The organism is Azospirillum formosense, assembly GCF_013340925.1.
Taxonomy (GTDB): Bacteria; Pseudomonadota; Alphaproteobacteria; order Azospirillales; family Azospirillaceae; genus Azospirillum; species Azospirillum formosense.
On record NZ_WHOR01000047.1, the window covers coordinates 1 to 14,760 of the forward strand.

At 69.5% G+C, this 14,760-nt stretch carries 17 protein-coding genes; 10 read left to right on the forward strand and 7 right to left on the reverse strand.

Annotated elements, in window-relative coordinates; genetic code table 11:
* Window positions 1-28: 28 nt before the first annotated feature.
* From nosP to adh, 3 genes are all read right to left on the reverse strand, one after another.
* Window positions 29-1,282, reverse strand: a complete 1,254-nt coding sequence (gene nosP, locus GBZ26_RS08950) for a nitric oxide-sensing protein NosP (RefSeq protein WP_174438537.1) — start codon at window positions 1,280-1,282, stop codon at window positions 29-31.
* 328 nt (window positions 1,283-1,610) lie between these two features.
* Window positions 1,611-1,994 (reverse strand): DUF779 domain-containing protein, encoded by a 384-nt coding sequence (locus GBZ26_RS08955; RefSeq protein WP_038529350.1) that lies wholly within the window; start codon window positions 1,992-1,994, stop codon window positions 1,611-1,613.
* Between the two features lie 99 nt (window positions 1,995-2,093).
* Window positions 2,094-3,614 carry an aldehyde dehydrogenase gene (gene adh / locus GBZ26_RS08960; RefSeq protein ID WP_174438538.1) on the reverse strand — a complete coding sequence of 507 codons (1,521 nt, stop codon included), beginning with the start codon at window positions 3,612-3,614 and terminating at the stop codon, window positions 2,094-2,096.
* 253 nt (window positions 3,615-3,867) lie between these two features.
* On the opposite strand from adh, the gene GBZ26_RS08965 reads away from it, so the two are divergent.
* From GBZ26_RS08965 to GBZ26_RS08990, 6 genes are all read left to right on the forward strand, one after another.
* Window positions 3,868-4,275, forward strand: coding sequence for a winged helix-turn-helix domain-containing protein (locus GBZ26_RS08965; RefSeq protein WP_174438539.1), 408 nt, complete (start codon window positions 3,868-3,870; stop codon window positions 4,273-4,275).
* A 57-nt stretch (window positions 4,276-4,332) separates the two neighbouring features.
* Window positions 4,333-4,716, forward strand: coding sequence for a c-type cytochrome (locus GBZ26_RS08970; RefSeq protein ID WP_174438540.1), 384 nt, complete (start codon window positions 4,333-4,335; stop codon window positions 4,714-4,716).
* Between the two features lie 73 nt (window positions 4,717-4,789).
* On the forward strand, window positions 4,790-5,035 hold the full coding sequence (locus tag GBZ26_RS08975; protein WP_174438541.1) for a hypothetical protein: 246 nt from the start codon (window positions 4,790-4,792) through the stop codon (window positions 5,033-5,035).
* Between the two features lie 110 nt (window positions 5,036-5,145).
* The gene (locus tag GBZ26_RS08980) at window positions 5,146-5,724 is read left to right on the forward strand and encodes a YqaA family protein (protein ID WP_014241343.1); all 579 of its coding nucleotides are present in this window, start codon (window positions 5,146-5,148) and stop codon (window positions 5,722-5,724) included.
* Between the two features lie 85 nt (window positions 5,725-5,809).
* Window positions 5,810-6,793: an SDR family oxidoreductase gene (locus GBZ26_RS08985; RefSeq protein WP_174438542.1), complete on the forward strand. Its 984-nt coding sequence runs from the start codon at window positions 5,810-5,812 to the stop codon at window positions 6,791-6,793.
* A 292-nt stretch (window positions 6,794-7,085) separates the two neighbouring features.
* Window positions 7,086-7,952, forward strand: a complete 867-nt coding sequence (locus tag GBZ26_RS08990; protein WP_246653653.1) for a TrmH family RNA methyltransferase — start codon at window positions 7,086-7,088, stop codon at window positions 7,950-7,952.
* A gap of 10 nt (window positions 7,953-7,962) precedes the next feature.
* Here GBZ26_RS08990 and GBZ26_RS08995 read toward each other — a convergent pair whose 3' ends face one another.
* The gene (locus tag GBZ26_RS08995; RefSeq protein ID WP_174438544.1) at window positions 7,963-8,412 is read right to left on the reverse strand and encodes a hypothetical protein; all 450 of its coding nucleotides are present in this window, start codon (window positions 8,410-8,412) and stop codon (window positions 7,963-7,965) included.
* A 165-nt stretch (window positions 8,413-8,577) separates the two neighbouring features.
* Between GBZ26_RS08995 and msrA the strand changes: the two genes are divergently transcribed.
* The 4 genes from msrA (at window position 8,578) to GBZ26_RS09015 (ending at window position 12,708) form a co-directional block, all read left to right on the forward strand.
* Window positions 8,578-9,219 (forward strand): peptide-methionine (S)-S-oxide reductase MsrA, encoded by a 642-nt coding sequence (gene msrA / locus GBZ26_RS09000; protein WP_211104660.1) that lies wholly within the window; start codon window positions 8,578-8,580, stop codon window positions 9,217-9,219.
* A 208-nt stretch (window positions 9,220-9,427) separates the two neighbouring features.
* Complete coding sequence (locus tag GBZ26_RS29915) at window positions 9,428-10,150, forward strand: PAS domain-containing protein (protein ID WP_211104661.1); 723 nt, start codon at window positions 9,428-9,430, stop codon at window positions 10,148-10,150.
* Window positions 10,147-12,183, forward strand: a complete 2,037-nt coding sequence (locus GBZ26_RS09010) for a DNA translocase FtsK (protein ID WP_174438545.1) — start codon at window positions 10,147-10,149, stop codon at window positions 12,181-12,183. Before GBZ26_RS29915 ends, GBZ26_RS09010 begins: the two co-directional genes overlap by 4 nt.
* A 33-nt stretch (window positions 12,184-12,216) precedes the next feature.
* On the forward strand, window positions 12,217-12,708 hold the full coding sequence (locus GBZ26_RS09015; protein WP_174438546.1) for a DinB family protein: 492 nt from the start codon (window positions 12,217-12,219) through the stop codon (window positions 12,706-12,708).
* Between the two features lie 26 nt (window positions 12,709-12,734).
* On the opposite strand, the gene GBZ26_RS09020 is transcribed toward GBZ26_RS09015, so the two are convergent.
* The 3 genes from GBZ26_RS09020 to GBZ26_RS09030 all read right to left on the reverse strand — a co-directional run bounded on the left by GBZ26_RS09020 (window position 12,735) and on the right by GBZ26_RS09030 (window position 14,747).
* Window positions 12,735-13,463, reverse strand: a complete 729-nt coding sequence (locus GBZ26_RS09020; RefSeq protein ID WP_174438547.1) for an MgtC/SapB family protein — start codon at window positions 13,461-13,463, stop codon at window positions 12,735-12,737.
* A gap of 73 nt (window positions 13,464-13,536) precedes the next feature.
* Window positions 13,537-13,887, reverse strand: coding sequence for a hypothetical protein (locus tag GBZ26_RS09025; RefSeq protein ID WP_174438548.1), 351 nt, complete (start codon window positions 13,885-13,887; stop codon window positions 13,537-13,539).
* A gap of 47 nt (window positions 13,888-13,934) precedes the next feature.
* Window positions 13,935-14,747 (reverse strand): PAS domain-containing protein, encoded by an 813-nt coding sequence (locus tag GBZ26_RS09030; RefSeq protein ID WP_174438549.1) that lies wholly within the window; start codon window positions 14,745-14,747, stop codon window positions 13,935-13,937.
* Window positions 14,748-14,760: the final 13 nt, after the last annotated feature.

The window sequence follows — 14,760 nt, forward strand, 5'->3', positions numbered from 1 at the left end:
GACGGTTCCCGCCAGTCGAAGATGAGCGTCATCGCGCACCTATCGCGACACCGGTGAAGGTCTGGTTGACGTGCATGGCGTTGTACTGCTCGCCGTAGGCGCAGAAGCCGATGACGTTGTGCCGCGCCAGAGCGGCCGACATGACGTGCTTGAGCTGCCGCTGCTCCAGCTCCAGCCGGCGCAGGATGCAGTCGCAGCCCAGCACGAGGTCCGGCGGCCCGCCGACCTCCGCGGCCAGCTTGCGCATCATCTCCTCCAGATTCTCCACCGGGTCGACGCCGCGGGCGACGGTCAGCACGATGCCCTCGTCGATGGCGCAGTAGAAGGTCAGGCTCTCGTCGTCGTTGACCTTCTGGATGGAGCGGACATGGTACTCGCCCCCGACCCGCACGACGACGGGATAGGCGGCGAAGATCAGGGGGGTCAGCGGCTCCCCCTCCAGCCCGACCATGCGGGCGTACTCGCGGCCCGCCGGCTCGGCGTTGATCTCGGTGACGATGCGGCGCTGCGGATCGGCGCCGGTCACCACCATCTTGGCATCGGACGCCACGAAATGTTCGGTCCGGAAAACCACGAAGCGGCGCGCGGTGGTGACCAGCATCAGCACGGCGGCGTTGGTGTGGAACCGCCCCTCGTGCAGGACGAAGGTGCGCTCGAACCGCAGCTCGTCCCCGGCGGAACCGCCGAACAGCGGGATGTCCATCAGGACGCTGTGCAGCGCGCTGACCACCATCTCCTCCGCCCGTGACATGCCGTCGATCATCAGGAAGGCGAAGCTGCCATGGTCGGGGAAGGCGTCGGCGCGGGCGGCCAGGGCGACGTCGCGCTGCTCCATCAGGCTGCGCAGGACGCGCGGCGCCTCGGCGATGGAGAAGCGGTCGAGGTCGTCAATGCGCTGGGTGGCGATGGTGAAGTCGGCGCGCGGGAAGCCGATCCCGACCAGCGATCCGGCGGCGTAGCCGAAGGGCGTGATCTCGCCCGCCGTGGTGCAGCCGACCACCGGCACCGGCCCGAACAGCTCGGCCAGGGCCGCCGCCAGCTCCACTTGGTCGTAATGGGCGGAGCAGAAGACCAGCACCATTTCCAGCTCCGCCGCGGCGGCGGGGTTCGGCCCGCACAGCCCCTCGAACAGGTCACGCGCGGCGGCGCGGGCGTCCTCCGCCGTCGAGACGGCCCGCGGCAGGGACGGGCTGGGCGAGGGGGAGCTGGGCGGAGCATCGGAGAGAAGAGCGTCCGAGGCCGGTTGGCTGGTCACAATGCGGGTCCCGAAAAGCATCGGCATGGCATCCAACACCCCAGACAGCCACCCGACACCGGAAGGCCGGCCGGGAAACGTGGGCGGATGACCTATAGGTTACTTCAGCGCCGCCCGCCGGGCAAAGCCGGCGCGGGGGTGCGGGCATGCGACCATGGTCTAAGGTCCGGAGCGGGACTGTTTCCCACGCGACGAAAAAGGCGCTTTCCGCCGTCGCGGAAAGCGCCTGAGTTCGGTTCCATATGCACCACCACGCGGGGGAGCCGGTCTGAACACGGATCAGACCGCCCGGCGGCCGTGCCGACTGGGAAAGTCCCAAAGTCGAATCCTGGATACCGCATTCCACGAAACAGCGCTATGCTTTTTTCGTCATATCGCCAGGATCGGAGCGCAGCGCCTCCACCTCGCCATCGGAGAACAGGCGCGAGCGGGTGAGGAAGCGCACGCCCTCCGGCGCCTCTAGCGAGAAACTGGCGCCGCGGCCCGGCACCACGTCGATGATGAGCTGGGTGTGCGACCAGTATTCGAACTGCGCCGCTCCCATGTAGAAGGGACAGCCTCCGATTTCCCCCAACCGGACGTCCTGCCCGCCGGGGCGGAACTCCCCGTCCATGAAGCACATCGGCGCGCTGCCGTCGCAGCAGCCGCCGGACTGGTGGAAGAACAGCGGCCCGTAGAGCCCGCGCAGCTTTTCGATCAGCGCCAGGGCCGCCGGTGTGGCGACGACTCGTTCGACCATGGGCGGACACTCCCGAGTGAATGGCCCGTCGGATGAGAAAAAAGGGCCGGAGGCCGAATGGCCGCCGGCCCAAAGGTCGTCAGGGAGGAGACAGGACGCTTAGAAGAAGCCCAGAGCCTTCGGGCTGTAGCTGACCAGCAGGTTCTTGGTCTGCTGGTAGTGGTCGAGCATCATCTTGTGGGTCTCACGGCCGATGCCCGACTGCTTGTAGCCGCCGAAGGCCGCGTGGGCCGGGTAGAGGTGATAGCAGTTGGTCCACACGCGGCCGGCCTGGATGGCGCGGCCCATGCGGAAGGCGCGGTTGCCGTCGCGGCTCCACACGCCGGCGCCCAGGCCGTAGAGCGTGTCGTTGGCGATGGCGAGCGCCTCCTCTTCGGTCTTGAAGGTGGTCACGGACACGACCGGCCCGAAGATCTCCTCCTGGAAGATGCGCATCTTGTTGTGGCCTTCGAAGACCGTCGGCTGGACGTAGTAGCCGCTCTCCAGCTCGCCGCCCAGGTGGGCGCGCTCGCCGCCGATCAGCACCTTGGCGCCTTCGGCCTTGCCGATGTCGATGTAGGAGAGGATCTTCTCGAGCTGGTCGATGCTGGCCTGGGCGCCGATCATCGTCGCGGGGTCGAGCGGGCTGCCCTGCTTGACCGCGGCGACGCGGGCGACGGCCTTCTCCATGAACTTGTCGTAGATCTTTTCCTGCACCAGGACGCGCGACGGGCAGGTGCAGACCTCACCCTGGTTCAGCGCGAACATGGCGAAGCCTTCCAGCGCCTTGTCCAGGAACTCGTCGTCGTCGGCCATCACGTCGTTAAAGAAGATGTTCGGCGACTTGCCGCCCAGCTCCAGCGTGACCGGGATGATGTTCTCCGCCGCGTACTGCATGATCAGGCGGCCGGTCGTCGTCTCGCCGGTGAAGGCGATCTTGGCGATGCGCGGGCTCTGGGCCAGCGGCTTGCCGGCCTCGATGCCGAAGCCGTTGACGACGTTGAGGACGCCGTCGGGCAGCAGGTCGCCGATGATCTCCATCATGACCATGATGGCCATCGGGGTCTGCTCGGCGGGCTTCAGCACGACGCAGTTGCCGGCGGCCAGCGCCGGGGCCAGCTTCCACACGGCCATCAGCAGCGGGAAGTTCCACGGGATGATCTGGCCGACGACGCCCAGCGGCTCATGGAAGTGATAGGCGTAGGTGGTGTGGTCGATTTCCGCGATGGTGCCTTCCTGGGCCCGGACGCAGCCGGCGAAGTAGCGGAAATGGTCGATGGCGAGCGGCAGGTCGGCGTGGGTCGTCTCGCGGATCGGCTTGCCGTTGTCCAGCGTCTCGGCCAGCGCCAGGACGTCCAGACGCTCCTCCATGCGGTCGGCGATCTTGTTCAGGATGCGCGCGCGCTCCGCCGGGGAGGTGCGGCCCCAGGCGTCCTTGGCCTTGTGGGCGGCGTCCAGCGCCTTCTCGATGTCTTCCGCGGTGGAGCGGGCGACCTCGCACAGCGGCTTGCCGGTGATCGGGGTCAGGTTGGTGAAATACTGGCCCTTCGTCGGCGCCACCCACTGGCCGCCGATGAAGTTGTCGTAGCGCGGCCGGATGGCGACCTGTTTGCTGAGCGTTTCCAGGGCCTGATGGATCACGGCGGTTTCCTCCCGAAGCGGATTGCCCGAACTGAAAGTCGTGGAATGACGTTTGGCGGGTTGTGCGCCCTGTGTCCGTTCGTCCGATGATCGGTATCCGTCACAGCGCCCCGCCGTTATCGCGGTTTCGGGGAAGGCCGGTAAATTCGACTTTGGTTGCAGACGCGGCCCGCCCCAAATTCGGGACTGACCGCCGGGCGGCAGATGCTACCTTGGGCGGAGCCCCTTCCGTTTCCCGGCGAGACTTCAGGACATGACGACCGACATCCGGCTGCGCTTCCTCCACCCCTCCGGCGCCATCGGCCCCGGCAAGGTGTCCCTGTTGGAGGAGATCGACCGCACCGGCTCCATCTCGGCGGCCGCACGGGCGCTCGGCATGTCCTTCCGCCGCGCGTGGTTCCTGGTGGAAACCATGAACTCCGCCTTCCGCGAGCCGGTGGTGCGCACCAACGTCGGCGGACGGGAAGGCGGCGGGACCGGCCTGACCGCCTTCGGGCAGGAGGTGATCACCCGTTACCGCCGCATGGAGGAGGAGGCCCGCCGCGCCGCCGCGCCCCACCTCGCCTGGCTGGACGAGGCGCTGAAGCCGGAGGCGGCGCTCGAAAAGGGTGCGGACTCCGCTGGTCCAAAGTCCAATGGCCCGGAGTCCGGCGATCCGTAAAGTCTCCCTCGACGCCGCGACCTTCCGCCGCGGCGAAACGAAGGAGGCCCCCGACCCATGCGCACCGCCGCCCGCACCGCTTTTGCCGCCCTGCTCCTTCTTGCCGCGGCGCCGCTCCCGGCCCTGGCCGACGGCGATCCGGCGAACGGCGAGAAGCTGTTCCGCCAGTGCAAGGCCTGCCACACCGTGGAGGCGGGGAAGAACCGCGTCGGCCCCACGCTGCACGGGCTGTTCGGGCGCAAGGCCGGCACGGTGGACACCTACGCCAACTACTCCGAGGGGCTGAAGGCCTCCGGCATCGCGTGGGACGCCAAGACGCTCGACCCCTATCTCGCCAACCCGAAGGCGGTCATCGCCGACAGCCGCATGGCCTTCGCCGGTGTCGCGAAGCCGGAGGACCGGGCCGATCTGATCGCCTATCTGGAAACCGCGACGAAGTGAGCGTCAGCGAGGCGGGAACCGCGGCGGCGCTGGCCTGTTGCCCGGTTTCCACTCCCGCAGCCGGAGAACGGCCATGGCCGACGACACCGCAGGACAAAAAGGCGCCGAGCCCAAGGACAATCACAAGACCGACATCGAGCCTCTCTGCGACGAGCAGAGCGGCGGCGGCGGGTCCAACCCGGACACGCGCTACCGCGGCATGCCCGGCGGCCATCCCGGCGGGTCCCGCGACGGCGACTGCGATCCGGTGTCGCGCGCCGACCCTGAGAAGGCGGAACCGGACACCGCCGAATCCGGGAGCAAGCCCGCGTCCCGCTAGGCCGATGGCTTAGCCTTTCCGGGGCCGCCCCGAATTGGTCGTAGCCGTTGACACGGTCCCCCGCTAAAACAGGGTCTTCCCTCACCGGCACAACACGGGCTGCGACCGGCATGCTGAAGCGCCTTTACGACTGGACGATGGCCAAGGCGGCCTCGAAGAACGCCACCACCTGGCTGGCGGGGGTTTCCTTCGCGGAAAGCTCCTTCTTCCCGATCCCGCCGGACATCCTGATGGTGCCGATGGTGCTCGCCAACCGGCAGGCCGCGTGGCGGATCGCGACGATCTGCACGCTGGCCTCGGTGGTGGGCGGCGTCGCCGGCTACATGATCGGCTATTTCCTGTACGAGGCCATCGGCAAGGCGGTCATCGACTTCTACCACCTGGAAGCCCAGTTCGAGACGCTGCGCCATACCTTCGTCGAATACGGCGCGGAGATTCTCATCATCAAGGGCATGACGCCCATCCCCTACAAGTTGCTGACCATCACCGCGGGTGTGGCGAAGCTGAACATCTGGGTGTTCATCGGCGCCTCGATCCTGTCGCGGGCCATCCGCTTCTATCTGGTCGCCGCCCTGCTCTACTGGTTCGGGGAGCCGGTGCGCGCCTTCATCGAGAAGCGGCTGACCCTGGTCACCACCGCTTTCGCCGTCGCGCTGATCGGCGGCTTCCTGGCGATCAAGCTGATCTGATCCACGGCAACCCGACCACAGCGCCGCGACGCCGGGCCGTCCTGTCCTGTTGATGCCGCATCGAGGCATTGACGGGAGAGGATGGATGGACAGCGTGCGCGGGGCCGTGGTGGTCGTAACCGGAGCATCAAGCGGGATCGGGCGGGCCACCGCCCTGACCTTCGCGCGGGAGGGCGCCCGGCTGGTGCTGGCCGCCCGGCGGGAGGCCCTGCTCGGCGAGGTCGCCGAGGAATGCCGGGAGCTGGGCGGCGAGGCCGAGGTGGTGCCCACCGACGTCACCGACGCCCAGGCGGTCCTCCGGCTGGCCAACCGGGCGATGCAGGTGTACGGCGGCATCGATGTCTGGGTGAGCAACGCCGGGGTCGGCGCCGTCGGACGGTTCGAGGACACCCCGCTGGAGGCGCACCGCCGCGTCGTCGAGACCAACCTGTTCGGCCCGCTGCACGCCGCCCACGCGGTGCTGCCGCTGTTCCGCCGGCAGGGGCATGGCGTGCTCATCAACACCGTCTCGGTCGGGGCCTGGGCGCCCGCCCCCTACGCCGCCGCCTACGCCGCCAGCAAGTTCGGGCTGGAAGGGCTTCTGGAAAGCCTGCGGGCGGAGTTGGTCGACGCGCCGGGCGTCCATGTCTGCGGCGTCTATCCCTTCTTCACCGACACGCCGGGCATGTCCCACGGCGCCAACTACACCGGCCATCAACTGGACGCGGAAAGCCCCTTCTACGACGATCCGCAGGACGTGGCGGACACCGTGCTGTCCCTCGCCCTGCGCCCGCGCGCCCAGGCGATGGTCGGGGCGATGACGCCGCTGACCCGGCTGGGGCACGCGGTGGCGCCGCGCCTGATGGAGAAGATCGCCGGCTACGGCGCCCACCGCCATTTCAGCCGGACCCCACCCGCCGCGCCGAGCGACGGCAACCTGTTCAGCCCGGTGGAGCGCGGCCGCGGCGTCACCGGCGGCTTCCGCACCCCGCCGCCCGCCTGGGTGTCGCCGCTGCTCGTCGCCGGGGTCGCGGCGGCGGCTGCCGCGGCCTACGCAGGCTACGCGCGGAGCAAGAACGGCGACCATTGAGCGCGGTCCTCATGAAAGGAGCGGGCAGGAAACGCGGGCAACGATCAACACGGATTTCACGGATCGAAACCGGATTTCACGAAACGGCTCCGGCCGATGCGCCTGAATCCGGTCCGGATCGAAGAATCCGTGAAATCCGTGCCCAGGTCCGTGAAATCCGTGTCGATCTTGCTCCACATTCACGCGGCGCCGCTCGGCAATTGAATGGCCCGGGAAAACCACTGAGGGCTTTGAGTTCGGGAACGGGTTGGTCCAGAATGCCGGCCCGTTCCCGCAAGCCCCCGAGACCATCATGCCGAAGCCGACGACCCCGCGCGGCCGTCCGCCCGTCCCGTCCCCTGCCCGCTCCCCGCGTCCGGGTCCGGCCCGCGCCGGCAAGGAGGTGCGCCGGGAGGAGCCGCCGCGGGAGGAGCCGGGAAAGCTGTTCCGCGTCGCCGGCCTGTCCGCCGTCTCCGCCCTGTTCGCCCATGACGCGGCGCGGGTCGAGCGGCTGTTCTTCGAGGAGCGGCTGAAGGCGAAGACCGGCGACTTCTGCAAGGCGATGGCGGCGGCGCGCAAACCCTACCGCATGGTGGAGGCCGACGAGCTGGCGAAGGTCGCCGGGACGGTGCTGCACGGCGGGGTGGTCGCGCTGATCGCGCCGCGCCCGGTGCCCGCCTTCGACACCGAGGCGGCGAAGCGCTGGGCGAAGGACGGGCAGCCGCTGCTGATCCTGGACGGGGTCGGCAACCCGCACAATCTGGGCGCCATCCTGCGCACCGCCGCTTTCTTCGGCCTGCGGCGCGTCGTGGTGTCGGACCATCCCGGACAGGCCCTGCCGTCGGAATCCGCCTACCGGGTGGCCGAGGGCGGATTCGAGTGGGTGGAGCTGTACCGGGCGGCCAACCTGCCGGCGGTCCTGAAGCGGCTGCGCGAATCCTACCGGGTGGCCGGAACGGCGCTGGGCCGCGGCCGGGCGGTGGTCACCGACCCGGCGGCCCTCGCCAAGGGCGAGCGCCCCGCCGCCGTCGTGCTGGGCAACGAGGAGGACGGGCTTCCCCCCGCCACCCTCGCCGCCTGCGAGGACGTCCTGACCCTGCCCGGCACCGGCCGCATCCAGTCGCTGAACGTCGCGGCGACCGCGGCCATCCTCATCCACGCTCTGGCCAAGCCGGGCTGAAAGCCGGGCCTCAGCCGCCCAGGGCGATGATCAGAACCAGCGCCACGACCAGGACCGAGACGATGGGCAGCATGTCCACCCCGCCGCGGTCCCAGGTCGGCGCCCGGCGGGAGCCGTGATGCCCGCCGTGGGCGTGGCCCAGCCCCTCGTCGGCCCAGCCATGTTCGGACGGGCGGGCGCCGGGGGCGGACACGGCGGGGGCCGCCGGGCTGGCGATGGTGACCACACCGGCCCCGCGCTGGTAATCGCCACCGCCGCCGCCGCGCGGGCGCTTCAACCGCTCGTCGGTCAGTTCCACGTCGATGCCCGCGGCCTCCAGCCGCTCCACCACCACGGCGACCTCTTCCGGGGTCATGGTTTCCACCGGCACGTCCTGGCCGAGTTGCTCGACGCTGAGCCGGTTGTTGTGCTGGCGCCCCTTGCCGATCAGGCGCTGGAGGGTGGCGTCGTCGATCGTCATCGTTCTCTCCCCGCGGTTCCACCTTGGACTGAACATTCCGAAGGGTAAACACGCGGGGCCGCGGAAGGCTCCCGCGCAAAGGCGACGACTTGCCTCCGGGGCGGGGCGACCCGACATAATCCCCAAATCCCCATTCCCAACTCCTACGCCATCGGAGAGGCCGAGATGCTCGGAATGTTCATGCGCAAGCCCCTGGCGCTGCCCAGCGCGGAGGAGGCGCTGCCCGGACGCGACACGCCGGTTCCCGTGCCACCACGCCACCACGTCAACGGCAACCCGCTGACCCCGCCCTATCCGGAGGGGCTGGAGGTCGCCGACTTCGGGCTCGGCTGCTTCTGGGGGGCTGAGCGCAAGTTCTGGAAGGTGCCGGGTGTTTGGTCGACCATGGTCGGCTATCAGGGCGGCCACACGCCCAACCCGACCTACGAGGAGGTCTGTTCCGGCCGCACCGGCCACACCGAGGTGGTGCGCGTCGTCTACGATCCGGCCAAGGTCGGGTTCGAGGAGCTGCTGCGCGTCTTCTGGGAGGCGCACGACCCGACCCAGGGCATGCGCCAGGGCAACGACGTCGGCACCCAGTACCGCTCGGCCATCTACACCCACACGGATGCCCAGCGCGCCGCCGCCGAGGCCAGCCGCGAGTCCTATCAGGCCCGCCTGGAACAGGCCGGGTTCGGCCCGGTGACGACGGAGCTTCGCGAGGCCCCGCCCTTCTACTACGCCGAGGACTATCACCAGCAGTATCTGTCCAAGAATCCCGCGGGCTATTGCGGGCTGGGCGGCACCGGGGTGACCTGCGCGGCGTGACGCGCACTTGCGGCGCGGGGGCTGAACGACGCGGACAGCGTCCCGCGCCGCCACTGCGGCATCCGGGCGACAGGGTTAAGCCGGCTTGAACGGGGCGGTCCCTTGCGGTTGCGCCTGCCCGTCCCTTCCGGGTATGGTTCCGGCGGTCCATGAAAGCTCCAGGGGGTAGCCCCGCGGGGCGCCGCCCGAGACATTCCGCGCCCAATCCATGATCAAGGAAAGAACCGAGCTGGCGACGCCGCACCTGAGCGGCCTGCTTGACTTCTGGCTCACCAAATGCATCGGCGGGAAGCCGCCGGTGTCCAGCAGCATCGCCCCGGCCGACCTGCGGCCGTGGAAGGATAATATTGTGATTTTCGAGGTCATCGGCGACGACGACTTCGTTTATTCCTATTACGGCCAGTCGCTCGCCGCGGCCTTCGGGCATTCGCGCCTGGGCGCCACGCTGGACGATCTGCCGGAGGAGCAGCGGGCCATCCTGCGCCCCGAATACGCCTCGCTCCTGCGCGAACGGCTGCCGGTCGCCCGTGTCTACACCGCCGACTTCAGCGGTGTCATGCGGACCTGGGAGCGGCTGGCCCTGCCGATGTCCAGCGACGGCGAGACCATCGACAAGATCCTGGTCGCCGCCTACGAACTGCCGCCGGACGAACCGCCCTGCGCCGTGCTCACCCCCGACCCGGCAGAGGATCAGGCGGAGGTGGAGATCGACAGTCCGGATGACGACGGGCCGGATGACGACGGACCGGATGACGACGGACCGGAGGCGGACGACACGGTGGACAACGAATCCGAGTCCCTTGCGGATGAGGACGCCGACACCGACGACGATACGGACGGGACCGCGGACACCAAGGCCGACACCGCGACCGCCGACGACAACGACGACGAATCCCTCTCCACCGAACAGAAACCGGGAGCCCCGGCATGACGCCGCGCACGCCCCACCTGACCGCGCCCGCGACCCAGTCGGGAGTCGTCACCGCCGACGAATTCAATCTGTGGTGCGCGCTGAACGGCCGCCCCTTCAACCTGATCCCCAACGCGCGCCCGGACGGGCGGCTGCTGTGGGACGTGGAGGTGCTCCCCGGAACCCCGCGGGCCGGCACGGTCTATTCGACCAACCTCAGCGACGAGGCGCTGGCGGTGGTCGCCGGCTTCGCCTTCCTGTCCGGCGTCGAGTGGGCCTATGAGGCGCGACCCGCGGAAACCATCGTCCCGCCCCCGGCGTCGGATGCGGCCGTGGACGCGCCGGACGAGGTGGAGGACGTCCTCATTCCCGACGCCGAGGACCTGCCCGGGGATGAGGAGTCCGACGACGCGGCGGACGACGCCCTCGCCTATGAGGACGAGGAGGATGGGTACGCCGACGACACCGTCGCGCTGGACGACGCGGACGGGGAAGCGGACGAGGATGGCGAATCCTTCGGCGAGCCCATCGGCGAGGACGATCCCTACGCCCTGCCCGGCACCACGCTTCTCCAGAACCCGCCACCGCGCCCGCCGCAGCAGCATGACGAGACCGTCCTGGCCCGCAACGCGCGGATGCTGGAGACGGTGCTGCGGAACTTCCGCGTCCGCGGCGAGATCATGGACGTGCGCCCCGGCCCCGTCGTGACGCTCTACGAGTTCGAGCCGGCGCCGGGCACCAAGTCGGCCACGGTCATCAACCTGACCGACGACATCGCCCGCTCGATGAGCGTGGTCACCGCCCGCATCGCCATCGTGCCGGGCCGCAGCGTGATCGGCGTGGAGCTGCCGAACCCGGTGCGCGAGATGGTCTATCTGCGCGAGATGTTCGACCACGCGGCCTTCGCCGAATCGCAGGCGCATCTGGCCATCGCGCTCGGCAAGGACATCAGCGGGGAGCCGGTGGTCGCCGACCTCGCCCGCATGCCGCACCTGCTGGTCGCCGGCACCACCGGTTCGGGCAAGTCGGTCGCCATCAACACGATGATCCTGTCGCTGCTCTACCGGCTGCCGCCGGAGCGCTGCCGCTTCATCATGGTGGACCCGAAGATGCTGGAACTGTCGGTCTATGACGGCATCCCGCATCTGCTGACCCCGGTGGTGACCGACCCGAAGAAGGCGGTGATCGCCCTGCGCTGGGCCGTGCGCGAGATGGAGAGCCGCTACGAGGCGATGTCCAAGCTCGGCGTGCGCAACATCGAGGGCTACAACGCCCGCATCGCCGAGATGATCGCCAACGGCGAACCGATGCCCCGCCGCACGGTCCCCGGCGAGGCCGAGACCGTCTTCGACCTGACCCCGCAGGAGCCGACGCCCCTCCCCTACATCGTGGTCATCGTGGACGAGATGGCCGACCTGATGCTGGTGGCCGGCAAGGAGATCGAGGCGGCGATCCAGCGCCTCGCCCAAATGGCGCGGGCCGCCGGCATCCACCTGATCATGGCGACGCAGCGCCCCTCGGTGGACGTCATCACCGGCACCATCAAGGCCAACTTCCCGACCCGCATCAGCTTCCAGGTCACCAGCAAGATCGACAGCCGCACCATCCTGGGCGAGGCCGGGGCGGAACAGCTCCTCGGCCAGGGCGACATGCTCTACATGGCTGGCGGCGGCCGCATCACCCGCGTCCACGGCCCCTTCGTCTCCGATTCGGAGGTCGAGGAGATCGTGCAGTTCATCAAGTCGCAGGGCGCCCCCAACTACGTCACCGCCATCACCGAGGAAGAGGAGGATGCGGTCGCCGACGAGGACGACGAAGGCGGCGGCAGCAACTCCGGCGACGACCTCTACATGCAGGCCGTCAACCTCGTGGTGCGCGAGGGCAAGGTGTCGGTCAGCTTCATCCAGCGCCAGCTCCAGATCGGCTACAACCGCGCCGCCCGTCTGGTCGAGCGGATGGAGACGGAGCGGGTGGTCGGCCAGGCCAACCACCAGGGCAAGCGTGAGGTGCTGCTGTCCCCCGCCGGCCTGTCGGCCAAGCGCGCCGGGGTCTGAATACAGGAGACTTCAAACGCAGGAGATGGGGCGATGAAGGCGCATTTCGAACGGTTCGCGCGCTACAACCGCTGGGCCAACCGCCGCCTCTACGCGGTGGCGGCCGAGCTGTCGGACGCCCAGTACCGCGAGGACCGCAGCGCCTTCTTCCGCTCGGTGCGGGGAACGCTGAACCACATCCTGGTCGCCGACCGGGTGTGGCTGCGCCGCATCGAGGGGGACGGGCCGACGCCCTTCGCCCTGGACGAGATCCTGTATGACGGCTTCGACGAGTTGCGCGCCGCCCGCGAAGCGGAGGACGAGCGCCTCATCAGCGTCGTGGAGGCGCAGGAGGAGGCCCGCTTCGCCGCGGACCTCGACTACCACTCTCTGGCCGGGCAAGCCTTCTCCATGCCCTTGTCCGCGGTGCTGACCCATGTCTTCAACCACCAGACCCATCACCGTGGGCAGGCGCACACGCTGCTGACACAGTTCGGGCTGGCCGCACCCAGCATCGACTTCGCCTATTTCCTGCTGGACAAGTAGGCGCGCCGGCCCCTCACATCCGCCCCTCACATGCGCGATGGCGACAGGCGGAACTCCACCACCCGGCTGCTGTGGGCAAGCTTGTCGATCAGCTCCATCGGGTCCGGCGTGCCGTTGGCCTGGAGCGTGAGCTGATACTCCAGGTGGCCGCTGCCGTTGCGCAGATGGAAGGCCCAGGACACGATCTCGTAGCCGTGCTCCAGCGCCTTGACGCGAAGCATCTCCGCCGGGGGCGCGTGCTCGCGCTCGAACACCAGCATCACCTGGACCACCGTGTGGTGGGGCAGCACCGCCTCCAGCCTTTGGAAGGCGCTCATCACCAGTATGACCAGGAAGGCCGCACCGATGGCCGCGGCGTAGAAGCCCAGTCCGATGGTCACCCCGATCGCCGCCGCCGTCCAGATCGACGCCGCGGTGGACAGGCCGCGGATGGAGAAGCCCTCCCGCATGATGACCCCGGCGCCGAGAAAGCCGATGCCGGTCACGATGCCCTGGACGACCCGCGTCGGATCGCCGCCCCCGCCGGTTCCGCTCCCGATGCCGCCGTACCACAGGCCGGGATAGGCGTTGACCACGGTCAGCGCCGTCGCGGCGAGACAGACCAGCGCGTAGGTGCGCATCCCCGCCGCCCGCCCGTGGAAGGAGCGCTCGTACCCCATCAGGATGCCGAGCACCAGCGCCCCGACCAGATGCAGCAGGATGACGCCGTTGGCGATCAGTTCGGCGTGCGACCAATAGGCGGACAGGTTCTGCATGACGCCCCTCCCCCCCAGGACGACCGGTCCCGGGACGCCCAGTGTAGCGCCGATTGGTTGGCGAGGGATCACCCTACCCCAGCGCGCCCAGCGTCCAGCGTGCGAACAGGGCCACCAGCATGCCCTCCGCCGTGGCCAGCATCAGCCGCAGCATCAGGTTCACGAGGTCGGCGAAGCGGTCTCGACTGGGAAACACCTCGGCCAGCATGCCGGCGACGGCGCGGCGCAGGTTCAGGCTGACCAGCCCGATCACCAGCGCCACGGCGGCGGTACCCACCACGTAATAGAGCGCGCCCTTCCAACCGGCGAAGCTCTGCGGGTGTTCCAGATAGAAGAGCGTGCCGACGACGATCCAGACGGCGGACGGCCAGACGCCCACCATGTCGGCGCCACCCGCCGGCTTGGAACCGCCGGGCACCGGCATCGGAGACTCCGGCGGGGGCTGCGCGCTCCAGGGCACCGCCGCCTCCGTCAGCCCCCCGGCACGTGCCGGAAAGCCAGCACGCAAGCCGGGCGGCCGTCCTCGTCGGCCAGCGGCAGCAGCAGTTCGACGAAGCGCGCCCCCGGCAGCATCGGGTCGTCGCGCACCAGAAGGCCGCGCGGCTCCCCCGTCTTCAGGCAGGCGCGCAGGTCGGCGTTGAAACGCGCCGCCGCCTCGGCGGGATGGCAGTCGCCGACCGGACGCGGCACCACGCGCTGGCCGATCCGGCGCTGCACCGCCCGCCCGCAGGCGCGGTAGAGGAAGCCCTCGCCGCCGTTCAGCGGCTCCATCAGGCACAGGCGCGGCACGCATTCGCGGATCTGCGCGGTGTCGATGTCGCGCGCCTCCGGCATCGGGCGTCCGCGGAGAACCCGCCGCCAGTGGACGTAAAGCAGGCTGGCGATCTGCGGAAGCTGGTCGAGGTCGAGCGGCTCCGACCGGCAGACCGGCGGCGCGGGCGGCGGCGGCGGAACGGCGGCGGCGGCAACCACGCGCACCGGCGCGGCCGCCACAGTCTCCAGGACCGGCTTCGCCGCGGCGGGCGCGGGGCGGCTGGCGAAGACCGGCTGGCGCTCCGGGCGCCCGCCATGCTTCTTCAGCATCGGCAGCGGCGCCCAGGTCGGGCAGGTGTGGTAGGAGCGTGTGACCTTCCGGTAATCCTGGCTGGTCGCCGTCCGGCACTCCCCCTCCGCGCTGTAGCGGTCGACGTGGACGAGCGTGTTGTCGTCCGACAGGGCGCGGTCGCCCCCCCACGAAACGCAGGCGGCGCAGGCGCGGCTGTCCTTGGCGAAAGCGTGGGTCATCGTGGGGCGCGAA